We start from the raw sequence: 13562 nt of genomic DNA, 5'->3' as shown, positions 1-13562 counted from the left end.
AGATGAAGATCCTCCTTCGCCTGCCGCCGACGAGCAAGCCGGAGCTGTATCAAGCGGTCGTCGGACCCATCCATACCGCTGGGAAACAGCATCAGACTCGTCACCGTCGTCAGACGCTCATCCAAGGCTGAATCGGCCGGATCGGAGCGCCGGCCTACTTGTCCGCAGTGAGCTTGCCGCCGCGGCCCCAGCTGTCGGCGGAGACCTCCTGGATCCAGACGTCCACGGCCTCGGCCGGCAGGCCGTAAGCCTCGACGAAGGCCTCCGTGATCTTCTTGACCAGCTCGCGCTTCACCTCGACGGTGCGCGGCCCCTATAGCACGGTAACGGTGGGCATCGGCCTCTCCTCGGTTCACAGTGTTTTACCGACACAGATTTCACAGCTTCCCGACCGAGTGACCAATGAGCTTTCCGCTCCGAGACCAATCACGAGTCGTGATCAGTCCAGGCGACGCAACAGCCTGGTCAGGCTGACCACTCACTGTTCGGTCCACAACAGGTCCAGCGTGCCCCGCAGTAGCGCCGCCGAGGGCCTGTTCCAGAGCGGGCGGGCGTGGTCTCCGCTCACGCCCGGGGCGAGACGCACCAGGTCGCAACGGCTGCTCGCGACGCTGGTCGCGTGGTACGCGGCGTGGCGTGCGCTGCGGCCGGTCGAGGCGATCCGGCGGAGCCGGCCGGGGTCAGCGGCAGCCGGCTTGACCGGCGCGTCCCGGTCCCCCGCTCGCGCGACGAGATCGAACGGCCGGCGCGGACCACCAGCGAGCCCCTGGAACGACTGCAGCAGGCACCCGACCAGCAGGAACGGGTCGTCGCCGACGCGAACCACGAACTGCGCAGCCCGCTGGTCAACGTGCGCGCGGCCCTCGAAGTCGCGCTCACCCACCCGGACCGGGCCGACTGGCCGGCGGTCGCGCACCGGTCACTGGACGACGTGCGCCGCCGGCAGCGCATCACGGCGGACCTGCTCCAGCTCGCCGCCGACCCGGCCGAGGCCGCGCCGCCGTCCGGGGTCGTCGACCTTGTGGACGTCGTGGCGGAGCAGGTCGCCGGACACGCGCTCGGCACCGGCGGCCCGGCGGCGCGGTCCGCAGTGGACGGTCCGGCGCCGGTACCCGGTGAAGCCGGGCAGCGGGAACGCCTGCTGCGCAACCTCTCGGACAACGCGGTGCGGCCGGAGCAGTCATCCCGGACCATCGGGATGGGCAAGGTCGTAGGCGCGGGAGACCTTCTGGGGAACCACCATCCGCCACGCGTCCACCACGAACTCGCGAGCCTCGGTCGGGTCCAGCGCAGCGAGCTCGGCGTGGACCCAGTTGAACCGCATCTCCGACTCCGACGGCAGCCGGAACTTCCCCGGCTCACCGGCGACGAGCGCGGCGCGCTCGTCCTTCGGGAACGCGAACCCCATCACCACCTCGTCGAGCGAGAACGCGACATAGACGATCTGCTTGACCCGAAACTTCAACCGGCCGCGCACGTACACCGGATAGGAACGCTCGAGCTCCGAGCCCAGGGCGAGAACATCCCCGACAACCGCCATGACACACCTCCCCATCCCAGGACGAAGGCTGCCAGGTCGCGCGCGGCGCGCGGAAGCCGGTCCTGGGTCGCTCCCATCACCAGGGTGCCCTCGATCAGCAACCCCGGCTTCGGCTCCACCCATGGATTGCCGGTGCCGATCAGGCCGCCGCGTCAGGAAGCAGCCGGATTGAGACAAACGGAAGGCGAGGGTCCTCGCGGGCAGCTTCGACGAACTGTGCGAACGCGGCCGCGGCCGGCGACGCCCTCTACACCAGGAACGGCCTCGGCTGGAACCGCACTTCTGAGCAGCGTGATCTCCGCGGGCAGCCCAGTACGAGCCCGGCTGGGCACGAATCGGATAAACCGCTCGACCGGCTGGCGCGTGTACTCGGCGAATCCGTGCCGATCCGCCCGGCGCGCCGTCGAAGCAGAGGAGAAATCCGATCATGGTGAAACGATGTCTGTCGGCACTTTCCGTTCTGGTCTTGGGAACCGGGCTGGCACTCGTGGTGGGTGCGTCGCCGGCGGCCGCGGACCCGTACGACTGCGACACCGACTTTCTGAGCTCCGTCCGGACCTACGCGGTCTGCTACGGCGGATTCGGCGAGTACCGGGCCTACGTGCAGTGCACGAACGGGTCGACGTACTACGCGCCGACATGGACTCGGGTCGATGACTGGAGCTACGCCCAGTGCCCCGCCGGGCGCGGTACCGCGCATGTCGCAGGCGTCCAGGTCCACTGAGCCGGAGGCCGGGTGAGGGTCGTTTCGGGGCCCTCACCCGGTCCCCGACCGGTCGGGGACCGTTGCGACCGCGGCCGCTTCACTGGCCGGCGAGGTTTGAGGTTGCGGTGAAGTCGGCGGAAACGGCGCCGGGTGGCAAGGTGATGTACGAGACCCCGTCGCTGAGGGCGCGAAGCATCGAGAAGCACCTCCAGTGGCAGGAGCAGCTCGTCCCGAACATCCGGCAACGGCTGGGCGCCGACGACGCGACCGACCCGGCGGCGGACGCGATCGTCGCCAGCGCCATGGCCTGCCTGGACGTGGCCGGCCAGATCTGGGCGAAGTCCGACGGCGCCGCCGACCTCGCCGACCTCGCCGAGCTGTACGACCGCGCGGTGCGGCCGTGGGAAACCCCCGCTGAGCCGTCAGGCCTTCCGGACCGCCGAGATGGACCAGTGGCAGTAGCGCAGCCAGGGCGTCCGGTTCGGGGCCCACTACTCCCGCTCCCCCGGCACACTGAAAGACAGTCCTGTCCGGTTGCAGGAGCCGGGGTTCCGTTCGTCCGCGCCGCGCCCGGCGCGAGCTCCGTGAACAAGAGAAATGGGACGCCAACGGAGACGGCGTCATCGATCGCACCGGCTACGACGCGGAGGCTCGCCGCATCGTCGAGGCCTCGGCGAGACCACGACCGGCGACCGCGGCCGGGCCGTCCGCGACGCTCTGCTCGCGATGTACCAACGCCAGGCCGAAGCCGCGGGCGTCGGCCCGAACGGCGCCACGAACCAGGAGCAGTACCTCGCCGCCACCCGGGAACTGCGCAACTGGCTCGCCCGGCGGCCGGGTTGAGCGACGCCGGCTCCGACGCCACGTCCGACCGCATCGACCTCGAAGGCGACGGCCGCCTCACCGTCGACGAACTCGTCATCGCCGTCCGCGAGTTCCACTACGGACGGTCGGACATCCGTCTGCTCGGCTGACCCGCAGGCGCCCACACTCGTGGACAAGGTCGTCGATCCTTTATGGACAGCCACCAGCTGGGTCGTCCCCCACCGGCCGCGCGGGCTCAGGGCAACGGCTTCGCGGGGTAGATCCGCAGCCGCTGGGCCGGCATGTCGTACGTTCCCGGCCCCGGCAGGCCGGGGACCAGCAGCGCGTCGCCCCGCAGCGGGAGTTCGAAGGCGTCGGCGGGATCGGGCTCCAGGGTGGCGATCGACTTGTCCGTCCAGGCTTGGGCCGGCGCGCCGCTCGGGAGCCGGTAGCCGGTCACCTTGCGCAGCTCCGACAGCGGCGGGTTGGCGTAACCGTCGTTGCGCAGGAGATAACCGCCGGGACGGGCGACAACCGAGCCCGGCACGATCGGCATGCCGCCCGCGGTGAGCACGTGCAGCGAGGGGCCGCCGCGCTTCCAGCTGTCGGTGGGGTCGCCCTGGCGCTCGGCCAGCGTCTTCTTGAGCACCTGGACCGAGGCCGCGTGGTCGAGGCAGATCTCGACGCCCACGGTGGTGCCGGCGTCGACCTCGAACAACCGCTCCCGGACCAGCTCCTTCTCGTCGTAGGCCGCCTGCAGCTCGGCGGTCTTCCCCACCGCGAAGGCCATCGGGATGCCGTCGAGCCCCGAGGGCAACCGCTTCTCGATGCGCTTCGCCTCGCCGGTGCCGACGCCGCCACGCACGTGCCACACGGAGTTGTAAAAGGTGCGCCGGCCCTGGACCATCGTGTCGGAGTGCCACAGCACCGAGCCCGGCACGATCAGCCAGTTCTTGAGGCGCACGGCGTGGAACATCCGGTCCAGGGCGTCCCACGTGGCCAGGTACTCCTCGGTGGAGTAGGTGTGGTGGGTGGCCGGGTTGGCCGGCCGGAAGTAGAACTCCGGCGCCACGAACACCTTCAGCGTCGAGGGATCGTCGGTGTCGCGGACGTTCATCTGCGCGATGTGCACCACCGCGGCCAGCCGCCGGAGCCGGACGAACCAGTCGGCCGTCGTCCCGCGCGGACCCGCCACCGGGATGTCGGGGATCGCGTCGCACAGGCCGCCGGGCGGCAGTCCCGCGAGCGTCGGCCCGGCGATGTCGGTGCGGTTGGTCGCCGTCGGCACTTCGTAGGCGATGTACCGGAAATGGGTGTACGGCACGGGACAAGCCCCTCCCTCGACGACGAACCGGTCACCGACGTTACCGGTTCGCCGCCGGCCTGACTCTCGACCGATCGGTGCTTCCCGGCGCGGGCGCGGTCAGTCATTCCCGGACCACGGAGCGGCTGGAGTTCGGCGGCGGCGAGCCCGCGCGTCGATCCCCGCATCCGGTCCGAAGTGGGCTCGGGAACGGACTCGAACCGGAAGGTCATGACGGAACCCCTTTCACTGGAAGGAGTAGGTGACGTGCGTCAGCTCTTCCGACAGTTCCCACAACCGACGTCCGACGGCGGGATCGGTGGCGGCCGGGGGCATCGCGGCGACGTGCGGGGCCCCGCGAAGCTCGGTCCGCCCCGCCGGCACGACGAAGTCGCCCGCCGTGACGCCGGGGTCGGTCGCGGCGTGGAGGGAAGGCCGGGCCGCGTCAGCCGGGCTCTGGCCGACCTGCGAAGGGATGTCCATCCCAACTCCTAAGTGAACGTTCATTCAATTTGACCCTCCAGGTAAGCACGGTCCGTCCCGGCCTGTCAAATGAACGTTCACTCAACAACGTGGGCACATGGCACCCCGAGATCCCGAGGCGAAGCGCCGCGCGCTGCTGGAGGCCGCGCTGGCCGAGTTCGCCGAACACGGCATCGCCGGCGCGACGGTAGACCGGCTCGCCGGCCGGGCCCAGTGCAGCGTGGGCCTCGTCTACACCTACTTCGGCGGTCGTGGACCTCGGTGACGTCCCCGTGCCGTCCGGCGTCTCGGCGGCCTGTCCCCCGCGGACCGATGGGATGAAAACGTGTGTTTGGCCGCGGAGATCTCTGGGCATTCCGGGCCCGGGCGAGCGGCCACCACTTCCCGGTGCCCGGCCCTCCGTGAGCAGAAGGAGCTTCCCGACCGTGATCATCCTCGGCGTCATCCTGATCATCCTCGGCTTCGTCATCGGCATTCCCGTGCTGTACACGATCGGCATCGTCTTGGCCGTCGCCGGTGTCATCCTGGCCGTCCTGGGTGGAACCGGACGCAAGATCGGCGGCCGCGGGCACTGGTACTGAGCGGATCCCCCGGTGAGGGCGGCGGTCCGCGTCCGGCATGCACTCATGCGGGGCCGGGAGCTTCTGTTCCCGGCCCCGTACGCCGAAGCGGACCGCGTCACACCCTCGGATCAAGTACCGGTGGCCCCACAGCAGTGCCCTGGAAACGCGTCCCGCGAATCCGCGCGCGCGACCGCGGTCGTCGAACTCGTGGGGAAAAGCTCCCTGCAAGGACTTCTGGCCTGCAGCTTGCCTGATTGTCGGTAATGACTTCCCCCGTCCCGAGAGTTGCCGGGTCACCGCCTCGCGGCGGCCAGTGCCGCACGGATGACGTTCTCGCCGGCCGGCCGGCCCTTCTCGTCGGAGAACGGCCCGTACGGGGTTCCCCACACCGGCGTGCCTGTCGCCTGCCGCCAGCCGTCGGCCAGCGACCCCGCGTCCACCACGCCGTACCCGATGGATTCGAGGAATTCGGTCACCGCCGCCTTCGCTTTCGCGGAGTCCCCGGCGATCGGCAGGTACGAGCGGTCGGCCGCCCCCACCGGGCGGGCGAGTGCCGGCAGGTGTTTGTGGAAGATGTTGTTGAACGCCTTCACGAGCAGGGCGTCCGGGAGGTACCGCAGCAACAGTTCGCTCGAGGTCAGCGATCCGCTGTCGAGCTCGGCGATGTGCCCGTCACGCTCGGGGCCGTAGTTGCCCGTGTCGATGACCGTCTTCCCGGCCAGTGCCGTAGCGGGCAAGTCGGGGAACGCCGTGACCGGCACCGTGACCACCACGATGTCACCGGCCGCCGCGGCCTGCTCGCTCGTCGCCGCGGACGCCCGCGGCCCCAGCTCCGCGACCGCGTCCGTGAGCGTTTCGGGACCGCGTGAGTTGCCGAGCACGACCTGGTGCCCGGCCTCGACCGCGAGCCGCGCGACGGCACGGCCGATGTTGCCACTTCCGATAAACCCCACCGTCGTCATGGTCGGCGCCTTCCGTCAGCTGGCGGGGAAGTAGTGGCCGTTGTCCAGATCGGCGAGCAGGTCGGGCTCACCGGGCTCCCAGCCGAGGGTCCGGCGGGTGATGCGGCTGGACACCGGAAGGTCCAGCGTGACCACGGCCGCGAGGAACCCGAAGTATCCCGGCAGCATCAGCTCGTCCAGCGGAATGCTCACGGCGGGCACACCCAGACGGCTGCCGATGGCCTCCGCGACCGCGCGGAACGGGATGCCGTCGCTCTCGACGGCGTGCCAGTACCGGCCGGCCGCGCCCTTCTCCAGCGCCAGACGGAACACGGACGCGGCGTCGCGGACGTGCACCGCGTTCCACCGGTTCGCGCCGTCTCCGGGGTAGCCGGCGAAGCCCTTTTCCTTCGCGACGGCGATCAGCGTGGTGAGGAAGCCCGCGTCGGTCGTGCTGTGCATGATGGTGGGAAGCCGCACGACCGAAGACCGCACTCCCCGCTCGGCGAGGCCGGCTACGGCGGCTTCCACGACGTTAGAAGCCCGCAGGGTGCCCTTGTGCTCGTCGCCGGCCGGAAGGGCCGGGTCGTCCTCGGTGGCCGGCCGGTCCAGGGTCCTCCCGTTCCCTGGCGAGCCGATGCTCCCGGCCGTGACCAGCGGCTTTCCGGTTCCCGCGAGGGCTTCGCCGTACGCGAGCACGATCGGCAGCTCCGCGGCGGCCACGGCGTCCATCCCGCCGGCCGGAAGCAGGTCCTGCCGGTGCGCGACGTGGATGACGCCGTCGGAGCCGGCGGCCGCCTCCTTGAGCCCGTCGAGATCCTCGAGGCTGCCGCGACGCACCTTCGCGCCGAGTGCGGACAACGCCGCCGCGGCGGCGTCCGACCGGGCCAGGCCGGTGACCTCGTGCCCGGCGGCGATGAGGTCCGGGACGAGGTACGAGCCGGCGTGGCCGGTCGCGCCCGTGACGAAAACGCGCATGTTCCTGGTGCTCCTTACGAGAATATGTACCGTGGACCGACTTGCGGGACGCTCACTCGAGGATCGTGACGCCGAGCGCGACGTCGAACCCCGCGCCGCTGCGGGCCAGGCCCGTCAGCAGCAGGCCGGCCCCCTCCAGCCAGTGCGCCATCGCCAGGCCACCGGCATCCAGCGGGCGCAGCCCGAGGCTCTCGACGAACGCCGCCACGCTCGCCTTGGCCCCCGCGTCGTCGCCGGCGACGACCACGTCCAGCGGGCCGCCCCGGGCCAGGACGTGACCGAAGACGGTGTTGAACGCCTTGACCACGTGCGCGCTCGCCGGGGCGGCCTCGGCGATCTCCTGCGCGCCGGAACTGCCCTCCGGGGTGACCAGCGCGGTGTCGTCGGGGCCGGCGAACGTGTTGGAGATGTCGACGATGACCTTGCCGGCCAGCGCTTCCCCGTACTGGGTGACCACGGGTACGCCACCGGCGTGCGGCACGGCGAGGATGACGAGGTCGCCGGCCGGGGTGGCGCCGAACGTCCCGGCCGAGGCGCCGAGGGCCGCGGCCACCTCCTTGGCCTTGACCGCGTCGCGGCCGATGACCTCGACGGCGTGGCCGCCTTCGACCGCGCGGGCGCCGATCGCGCGGGCCATGCCGCCCAAGCCGATGATGCTGATGTTGCTCATGATGTGCTGCTTCCCGGAGCCGGACAGGACGCGCTGCCCCGTCGTCGTCCACTGTCGAGCCGTCGACGCCGCCGGATGACGTGCCCGAACGGCGTCCTGTTCCCGAGGCTGCCAGCGGCCCGGGTGCGTGTCCAAGACCTCTTTCAGCTGCTGCGATACCCTGGAGGCATCGCCGGACCGGGAGGCTCCATGGATCTGGACCTGCGCAAGCTGCGCTACTTCGTCGCCGTCGCAGACAAGTCGCACTTCGGCCGCGCCGCCGATGAGCTGCACATCGCCCAGCCGGTGCTCAGCCGGCAGATCCGCGCACTGGAAAAGGATCTCGGCGCCGCGCTGCTGACCCGGGACAGCCACGGCGTCACGCTGACCGACGCCGGCCGGCAGCTGCTGGCCGACGCCGGCCCGCTGCTCGCCTCCGCGCAGGCGGCCCGCCACCGGGTGACCGTGGCCGCACGGGGCAGCCGGCGGCTGATGGTCGGCTTCCGGGCCGGTGTGGCGACCGCCCCGGCGGTGAACCTGTTCGCCGCTCGGCACCCGGACGTTCCCGTTGACGTGCAACGGATCGAAAGCGACGACCAGGCCCCGATGCTGCTCGACGGCCGCATCGACATCGGCTACGTGCGGCTGCCCATCGACGAAGCCGGCTTGCGGGTCGCCCCGCTCTACACCGAACCCCGGGTGGCGGTACTGCCCGCCGGCCATCGATTGGCCGGCAAAGAGGAAGTCACCGAAGCCGATCTGGCCGGCGAGCCGCTGATCTGGCCCGCCGACACCAGCACGCAGCCCACCGGACGCCCCCACCCCAACGCCGGATACGTGGTGCGCGGGGTGGACGAAACGCTCGAGCACGTCGCGGCCGGCCGGGGCATCTCGTTCCTGGCCCGGTCGGCGACCGTGTTCTACTCCCACCCGGACATCAGCTACGTGTCCATCCCGGATCTGGCGCCCGAACAGGTGTGCCTCGCGGTGGCGGCATCGCGCACCTCGCCGGTGGTCGACGACTTCTTCGCCGCGGCCCAGGAGGCGGCCGAGATCACGGCGGAATGCGGGAACTACGAAATGTGGCAGCGTGGTGGCGCTGCCGCGGCAAAGCACGGTTGAGCAGTCCGACCACGTTCGACGTGATGAAGCCGTATCAGTCCTCTGTGGACGCTTCGCCGTCCTTCGTGTCCCGCTGCCCGCGGTGCGCGGCCCGGACCGGGGAGTTCGCCGCGCCGTCACCGGCGTAGCCACCGATTCGTTGCACCACCTCGAAGAAGACCCGGCCACCGAGCACGAGTGTGAAGAAGTGCAGCAGTTCTCCACGTTCGTCGCGGTCGTAGAGCACCGACTGCCGCCGCAGGGCCGTGAGCAGCTCGGGATCCGGGGCCAGGCGGGCGTCGAGGTCGTCGTAGTAGTTGCCGGGGATGTCGAGCAGCGGCGCGCCGAGGTCCCGCATCCGGCGCGCACTCGCCAGCGCGTCGTCGCTGGTCAGGGCGATTCGCTGGGGCTCCCGCACGCTCGGTGCCCACTCCCCTCGCCGCAGCAGCGCCGACTCCAGGGCGATGCGGACCCGGCCCGAGGTATCCGCCACCGTGCGGCTGCGCACGAGACCGAACGGCGCCGCGAACTCCGTCACCGGCTCCGGCTCGAGGCCGAGCACCGCGCGGTAGAACAACGTCGCCTCGTCGAAGTGGTCGAACGGCTGGGTGAGGCCCAGGTAGCCGATCCCGGTCACCCCGGCGCCCGGGCCGGGAGCGTCGGACAGCGTGAAGTCGCCGAGCCAGCTGTCGCCGGTTTCCGCGCCGGTGCGGCAGAAGAAGACCGACGTCCCGTCCGGCGCGGCGATCGCCGAGAGGTCCGCTTCGTCCGCGCGGTGGTCGCGCGGCAGGATCGGGGCGAGCAGCCGCTGGGCGCGCCGGGCCGAGGCGACCGGGTCCGCGCTCTCGACGGCGACCGCGCCGACCGACGCGCTCCCGGTGGGGCCCGCACCGTCGGTGTTGAGCAGGATCCGCGCGTCGCCCTGCTGCCACAACCGGACGGGCTTGGACCGGTGCCGGCCCGTCTCGGCGAAACCCAGTCCGCGCAACGCATCCGCCACCCGCGGCGCCGACACGTCGTCGACGGCCAGCTCGACGAACGTGTGCCCGGCCAGCGCCGGGGCGGGCGGCAGCTCCGCGACCCCGAGGTTCTCCTGCAGGGCCAGCAGGGACCGCATCGCGTCGACGGCGGCCGGTGCCGGGTCGGCCTGGCGGAAGACGTCGTTGAACACCTCGAGCGACAACGGCCCGCGGTATCCGGCCGCGAGCACGTGCCCGGTGAACGCGGTCAGGTCGAACGAGCCCTGGCCGGGGAAGAGCCGGTGGTGCCTGCTCCACTGCAGCACGTCCATCTGCAGCCGCGGCGCGTCGGCCAGCTGCAGGAAGAACAGCTTCTCGCCGGGGATCGTGCGGATCGCGGCCGGGTCGCTGCCGCGCGAGAGGATGTGGAAGCTGTCGAGGCACAACCCCAAGGCGGGGTGGGCGGCCCGGCGCACGATCCGCCAGGAGTGCTCGTAGGTGTTGACGAACCGGCCCCACGCCAGCGCTTCGTAGGCGATCCGCAGGCCCCGCGCGGCGGCGCGCTCGGCCAGCAGGTGCAGCTGCTCGGCGGCGAGATCGTCGTCGTCGACCGCGTCCGGCGAGACGGTCGAGCAGACCAGCATCGTGTCGGTGCCCAGCTGCTCCATGACGTCGAACTTCAGCTCCGCGCGCCGGAGGTTCCGCGCGAGCACGGCCGGCGGCACCGCCTCGAAGTCCCGGAACGGCTGGTACAGGTCGATCGACAGGCCCAGCTCGGCGCAGTGCTCGCCGACCTCCTTCGCCGACCACGGCGAGGCGACGAGGTCGTTCTCGAAGATCTCCACGCCGTCGAACCCGGCCCGGGCGGCCGCGGTCAGCTTGTCTTCGAGCGTCCCGGAGAGACAGACGGTGGCGATCGAACGGCGGGAGTCAGTCGAGGACATCGGCGGGCTGCCTTTCACGTGGGGTGTCTCCGGTCAGCACGCCGAGGTGACGCAGCATCCGCCCGGCGTCGGGTTCGGCGCCGGTGAACAGGGTGAACGCCGCCGCCGCCTGGAACACGGCCATCCGGCCGCCCTCGAGCACCGGCGCGCCGAGCGCGCGGGCGGTGCGGACCAGCTCCGTTTCGAGCGGGCGGTAGACCACTTCCGCGACCCACAGGCCGGAACGCAGCAGGCCGGCGGGAAGCGGCAGGCCGGGGTGGGCGGCCATCCCGGTCGGCGTGGCGTGCACGAGGCCGTCCGCGGCCGCGACGTCCGTCGCGAGGTCCGTGCCCGCCGACGCGCGATCGGCCCCGAAGCGGCCGGCGAGGGCGGCGGCGAGCGCTTCGGCCCGGCCGGTGTCGACGTCGAAGACCCGGACGTGCCCCGCCCCGGCGGTCAGCAGACCGTGGGTCACCGCGGCACCGGCACCGCCCGCGCCGAGCGCCACGACGGTGCCGAGGTCGACGTCCGGCAGCCCGGTCCGGAGCGCGCGGGCGAAGCCGGACCAGTCGGTGTTGTGCCCGGTCGCCCGGCCGTCCCGGAAGACGACGGTGTTGACCGCGGCCAGGGCCGCGGCGTCGGCGGACAGCTCGTCCAGGTGCTCGAGCACCAGCTGCTTGCAGGGGTGGGTGATGTTGAGCCCGCGGTAGCCGGCGTCGCGGGCCGCGGCCAGCAGCGGGCCGACGGCGGTGGCCGGCACCGCGTGGTCGTCCAGGTCGAACCGCGCGTAGACCAGCTCCAGCCCGAGCCGGCGGGCCTCGGTCTCGTGCAGCGGCGGGCTCAGCGAGGGCCCGATGCCCGCGCCGATCAGCCCCGTCAGCACCGTGCCCGGCCTCGCCCGCGACGCGGTGGCGCGGATCGCCTCGACAGCCGAAGACAACGACACGACCACTCCCGTAATGTACGAACTAGTACGTTATTTGTACCTCATGGCACCGGTGCCGTGAAGGGGCTTCGGTCCCCCGCGACGTCCTAGAGTGGGTACACCAGCCGAAGCGAGGAAGGACGTCCGTGGCCGCACCAGCACAGGACGAGGTGGCGAAAGGCGGGCCCGAACGCGTTCGCGACGCGGACCGGACCCGCGCCGAGATCCTCGACACGGCCGCCCGCGAGTTCGCCGAAAAGGGCTTCGACGGCGCGCGGGTGGACGAGATCGCCGCGAAGACCCGCACCACCAAGCGGATGATCTACTACTACTTCACCAACAAGGACCAGCTGTTCGTCGAGGTCCTCGAACGGGCCTACACCGTCATCCGCTCCCTCGAGCGGAACCTCGACGTCGACCACCTCGACCCGGCCGAGGCCATCCGGCAGCTCGCCGGGCTCACCTTCGACCACCACGAGTCCCACCCGGACTTCGTGCGGCTGGTCAGCATCGAGAACATCCACCGCGCCGAGCACATCGCCCGCTCGACCGCACTGTCCAACCTGGCCAACCCGGCCCTCGACGTGCTCACCCGCATCCTCGCGCGCGGCCGCGAAGCCGGGCAGTTCCGCGACGACGTCGACGCGCTCGACGTACACATGGCCATCAGCGCATTCTGCGTGTTCCGCACCGCGAACCGCTACACGTTCAACGCCATCTTCGACCGCGACATGCTGGACCCCGCGCACCGCGAGCATCACCGGCGCATGGTCGCCGACATGCTCGTCAGCTACCTGACGACGCGCTGAGCCCGCACGCGATCCGACCGGCGGGCACTTCTCCCCCAAAGTTTCTCCCCGGCGCGTGTCGAGAACGGACGGTCGGCTCCGACCAGTGGGCACCGGCGGCCGAACAGGGCCGCCACCACGGCAGGAGCACGAACGATGACCAAGGTGACCGCGCAGATGTCGATATCCCTCGACGGCTTCTACACCGGACCGCGCGACACGCAGCACCCCCTCGACATGAGCGGCTGGATGCGGGGCCCCGAAGCGCCCGGGTTCTTCCGGGTCACCCGCTGGGTCGTCGACGCCGCGGCCTGGCGCGAGCGCCAGGGCTTCACCGGCGGCGAGCGGTCGGTCGACTCGGAGATCATCGAGGAGACGTTCGCCGCGGCCGGGGCCTACGTCATGGGCCGGCGCATGTTCGACGCCGGTGAGTTCCCCTGGGGCGAGGAGCCGCCGTTCCACGCGCCGGTGTTCGTCGTCACCCACCGCCCCCGGGAAGTGCTCGAACGCGAGGGCGGCACCTCCTTCACCTTCGTCACCGACGGGCTCGAGCGGGCCGTCGAGCTGGCCCGCGCCGCCGCCGGCGGCAAGGACGTCGCGGTGGCCGGCGGCGGGGAGCTCCTGCAGCAGGTGCTGCGCGCCGGGCTGCTCGACCAGCTCGAGCTGCACATCGCCCCGGTGCTGCTGGGCGACGGCCAGCACCTGTTCGGCCCCGGTCTCGGTCTCGGTGCGGACGACGGCATCGAGCTGGTCCCGACCCGGGTTGCCGCGACGCCGGGGGTCACCCATATTCGCTATACCGTCACCGGGCGGTCGAAGCTGGTGCTGGACGACCGCGGGGCCAGCGGCGAGCTGGTCGGACCGGGCCGGCCGGAGCAGAGGAGCGCGCTGTGAAGTAC

General features: G+C 71.4%; 16 protein-coding genes and 3 pseudogenes. 9 read left to right on the top strand and 10 right to left on the bottom strand.

The genetic code is table 11. From position 1 onward, the window contains the following. Positions 1–154 precede the first annotated feature (154 nt). Positions 155–298: pseudogene (locus ACLJQZ_RS28080) on the bottom strand (tautomerase family protein); the annotation flags it as partial. Positions 299–553: 255 nt separating this feature from the next. On the opposite strand from ACLJQZ_RS28080, the pseudogene ACLJQZ_RS28075 reads away from it, so the two are divergent. After that, positions 554–916 (top strand): annotated as a pseudogene (locus ACLJQZ_RS28075) (hypothetical protein); the annotation flags it as partial. Positions 917–919: 3 nt separating this feature from the next. Here ACLJQZ_RS28075 and ACLJQZ_RS28070 read toward each other — a convergent pair. Both ACLJQZ_RS28070 and ACLJQZ_RS28065 read right to left on the bottom strand, forming a co-directional pair. Next, positions 920–1054, bottom strand: coding sequence for a hypothetical protein (locus tag ACLJQZ_RS28070; RefSeq protein WP_410622867.1), 135 nt, complete (start codon positions 1052–1054; stop codon positions 920–922). A 126-nt stretch (positions 1055–1180) separates the two neighbouring features. Next, positions 1181–1540: a hypothetical protein gene (locus ACLJQZ_RS28065; RefSeq protein WP_410622866.1), complete on the bottom strand. Its 360-nt coding sequence runs from the start codon at positions 1538–1540 to the stop codon at positions 1181–1183. Between the two features lie 427 nt (positions 1541–1967). Here ACLJQZ_RS28065 and ACLJQZ_RS28060 point away from each other — a divergent pair, with 427 nt between their 5' ends. From ACLJQZ_RS28060 to ACLJQZ_RS28050, 3 genes and pseudogenes are all read left to right on the top strand, one after another. Continuing rightward, complete coding sequence (locus tag ACLJQZ_RS28060; RefSeq protein ID WP_410622865.1) at positions 1968–2264, top strand: hypothetical protein; 297 nt, start codon at positions 1968–1970, stop codon at positions 2262–2264. A gap of 143 nt (positions 2265–2407) precedes the next feature. Further along, positions 2408–2605 (top strand): annotated as a pseudogene (locus ACLJQZ_RS28055) (TetR/AcrR family transcriptional regulator); the annotation flags it as partial. Positions 2606–3085: 480 nt separating this feature from the next. After that, positions 3086–3220: a hypothetical protein gene (locus tag ACLJQZ_RS28050; RefSeq protein ID WP_410622987.1), complete on the top strand. Its 135-nt coding sequence runs from the start codon at positions 3086–3088 to the stop codon at positions 3218–3220. Between the two features lie 86 nt (positions 3221–3306). On the opposite strand, the gene ACLJQZ_RS28045 is transcribed toward ACLJQZ_RS28050, so the two are convergent. Further along, on the bottom strand, positions 3307–4374 hold the full coding sequence (locus tag ACLJQZ_RS28045; protein ID WP_410622864.1) for a hypothetical protein: 1068 nt from the start codon (positions 4372–4374) through the stop codon (positions 3307–3309). 225 nt (positions 4375–4599) lie between these two features. Beyond that, on the bottom strand, positions 4600–4836 hold the full coding sequence (locus ACLJQZ_RS28040; RefSeq protein WP_410622863.1) for a hypothetical protein: 237 nt from the start codon (positions 4834–4836) through the stop codon (positions 4600–4602). A 97-nt stretch (positions 4837–4933) separates the two neighbouring features. Between ACLJQZ_RS28040 and ACLJQZ_RS28035 the strand changes: the two genes are divergently transcribed. Further along, on the top strand, positions 4934–5101 hold the full coding sequence (locus ACLJQZ_RS28035; protein WP_410622862.1) for a TetR/AcrR family transcriptional regulator: 168 nt from the start codon (positions 4934–4936) through the stop codon (positions 5099–5101). Positions 5102–5237: 136 nt separating this feature from the next. Then, positions 5238–5417 carry a hypothetical protein gene (locus ACLJQZ_RS28030; RefSeq protein WP_410622986.1) on the top strand — a complete coding sequence of 60 codons (180 nt, stop codon included), beginning with the start codon at positions 5238–5240 and terminating at the stop codon, positions 5415–5417. Between the two features lie 275 nt (positions 5418–5692). Here the strand turns inward: ACLJQZ_RS28030 and ACLJQZ_RS28025 are convergent, their stop codons facing one another. Genes ACLJQZ_RS28025 through ACLJQZ_RS28015 form a run of 3 tightly spaced genes read right to left on the bottom strand, consistent with a single transcriptional unit; the run spans position 5693 to position 7988 of the window. Beyond that, positions 5693–6361 carry an NADPH-dependent F420 reductase gene (locus ACLJQZ_RS28025; RefSeq protein WP_410622861.1) on the bottom strand — a complete coding sequence of 223 codons (669 nt, stop codon included), beginning with the start codon at positions 6359–6361 and terminating at the stop codon, positions 5693–5695. 15 nt (positions 6362–6376) lie between these two features. Next, complete coding sequence (locus tag ACLJQZ_RS28020) at positions 6377–7318, bottom strand: SDR family oxidoreductase (protein ID WP_410622860.1); 942 nt, start codon at positions 7316–7318, stop codon at positions 6377–6379. Positions 7319–7370: 52 nt separating this feature from the next. After that, complete coding sequence (locus ACLJQZ_RS28015) at positions 7371–7988, bottom strand: NADPH-dependent F420 reductase (RefSeq protein ID WP_410622859.1); 618 nt, start codon at positions 7986–7988, stop codon at positions 7371–7373. A 189-nt stretch (positions 7989–8177) separates the two neighbouring features. Here ACLJQZ_RS28015 and ACLJQZ_RS28010 point away from each other — a divergent pair, with 189 nt between their 5' ends. After that, entirely contained in the window at positions 8178–9089 is a 912-nt protein-coding gene (locus ACLJQZ_RS28010) for a LysR family transcriptional regulator (RefSeq protein WP_410622858.1), read from the top strand. A 34-nt stretch (positions 9090–9123) separates the two neighbouring features. On the opposite strand, the gene ACLJQZ_RS28005 is transcribed toward ACLJQZ_RS28010, so the two are convergent. Continuing rightward, positions 9124–10971 carry a bifunctional sugar phosphate isomerase/epimerase/4-hydroxyphenylpyruvate dioxygenase family protein gene (locus tag ACLJQZ_RS28005; protein WP_410622857.1) on the bottom strand — a complete coding sequence of 616 codons (1848 nt, stop codon included), beginning with the start codon at positions 10969–10971 and terminating at the stop codon, positions 9124–9126. Continuing rightward, positions 10958–11890 carry a shikimate dehydrogenase gene (locus ACLJQZ_RS28000; protein WP_410622982.1) on the bottom strand — a complete coding sequence of 311 codons (933 nt, stop codon included), beginning with the start codon at positions 11888–11890 and terminating at the stop codon, positions 10958–10960. The genes ACLJQZ_RS28005 and ACLJQZ_RS28000 overlap by 14 nt, the downstream gene beginning before the upstream one ends. 131 nt (positions 11891–12021) lie before the next feature. Between ACLJQZ_RS28000 and ACLJQZ_RS27995 the strand changes: the two genes are divergently transcribed. Together ACLJQZ_RS27995 and ACLJQZ_RS27990 are read left to right on the top strand one after the other, a co-directional pair. Further along, on the top strand, positions 12022–12684 hold the full coding sequence (locus ACLJQZ_RS27995) for a TetR/AcrR family transcriptional regulator (protein ID WP_410622856.1): 663 nt from the start codon (positions 12022–12024) through the stop codon (positions 12682–12684). Between the two features lie 135 nt (positions 12685–12819). Next, complete coding sequence (locus tag ACLJQZ_RS27990) at positions 12820–13557, top strand: dihydrofolate reductase family protein (RefSeq protein WP_410622855.1); 738 nt, start codon at positions 12820–12822, stop codon at positions 13555–13557. Positions 13558–13562 lie beyond the last annotated feature (5 nt).

Source organism: Amycolatopsis sp. cmx-8-4, from assembly GCF_046548675.1.
Taxonomy (GTDB): Bacteria; Actinomycetota; Actinomycetes; order Mycobacteriales; family Pseudonocardiaceae; genus Amycolatopsis.
The sequence above is the reverse complement of the archived record's forward strand: the minus strand, read 5'-3'. Positions and strand labels throughout refer to the sequence as shown.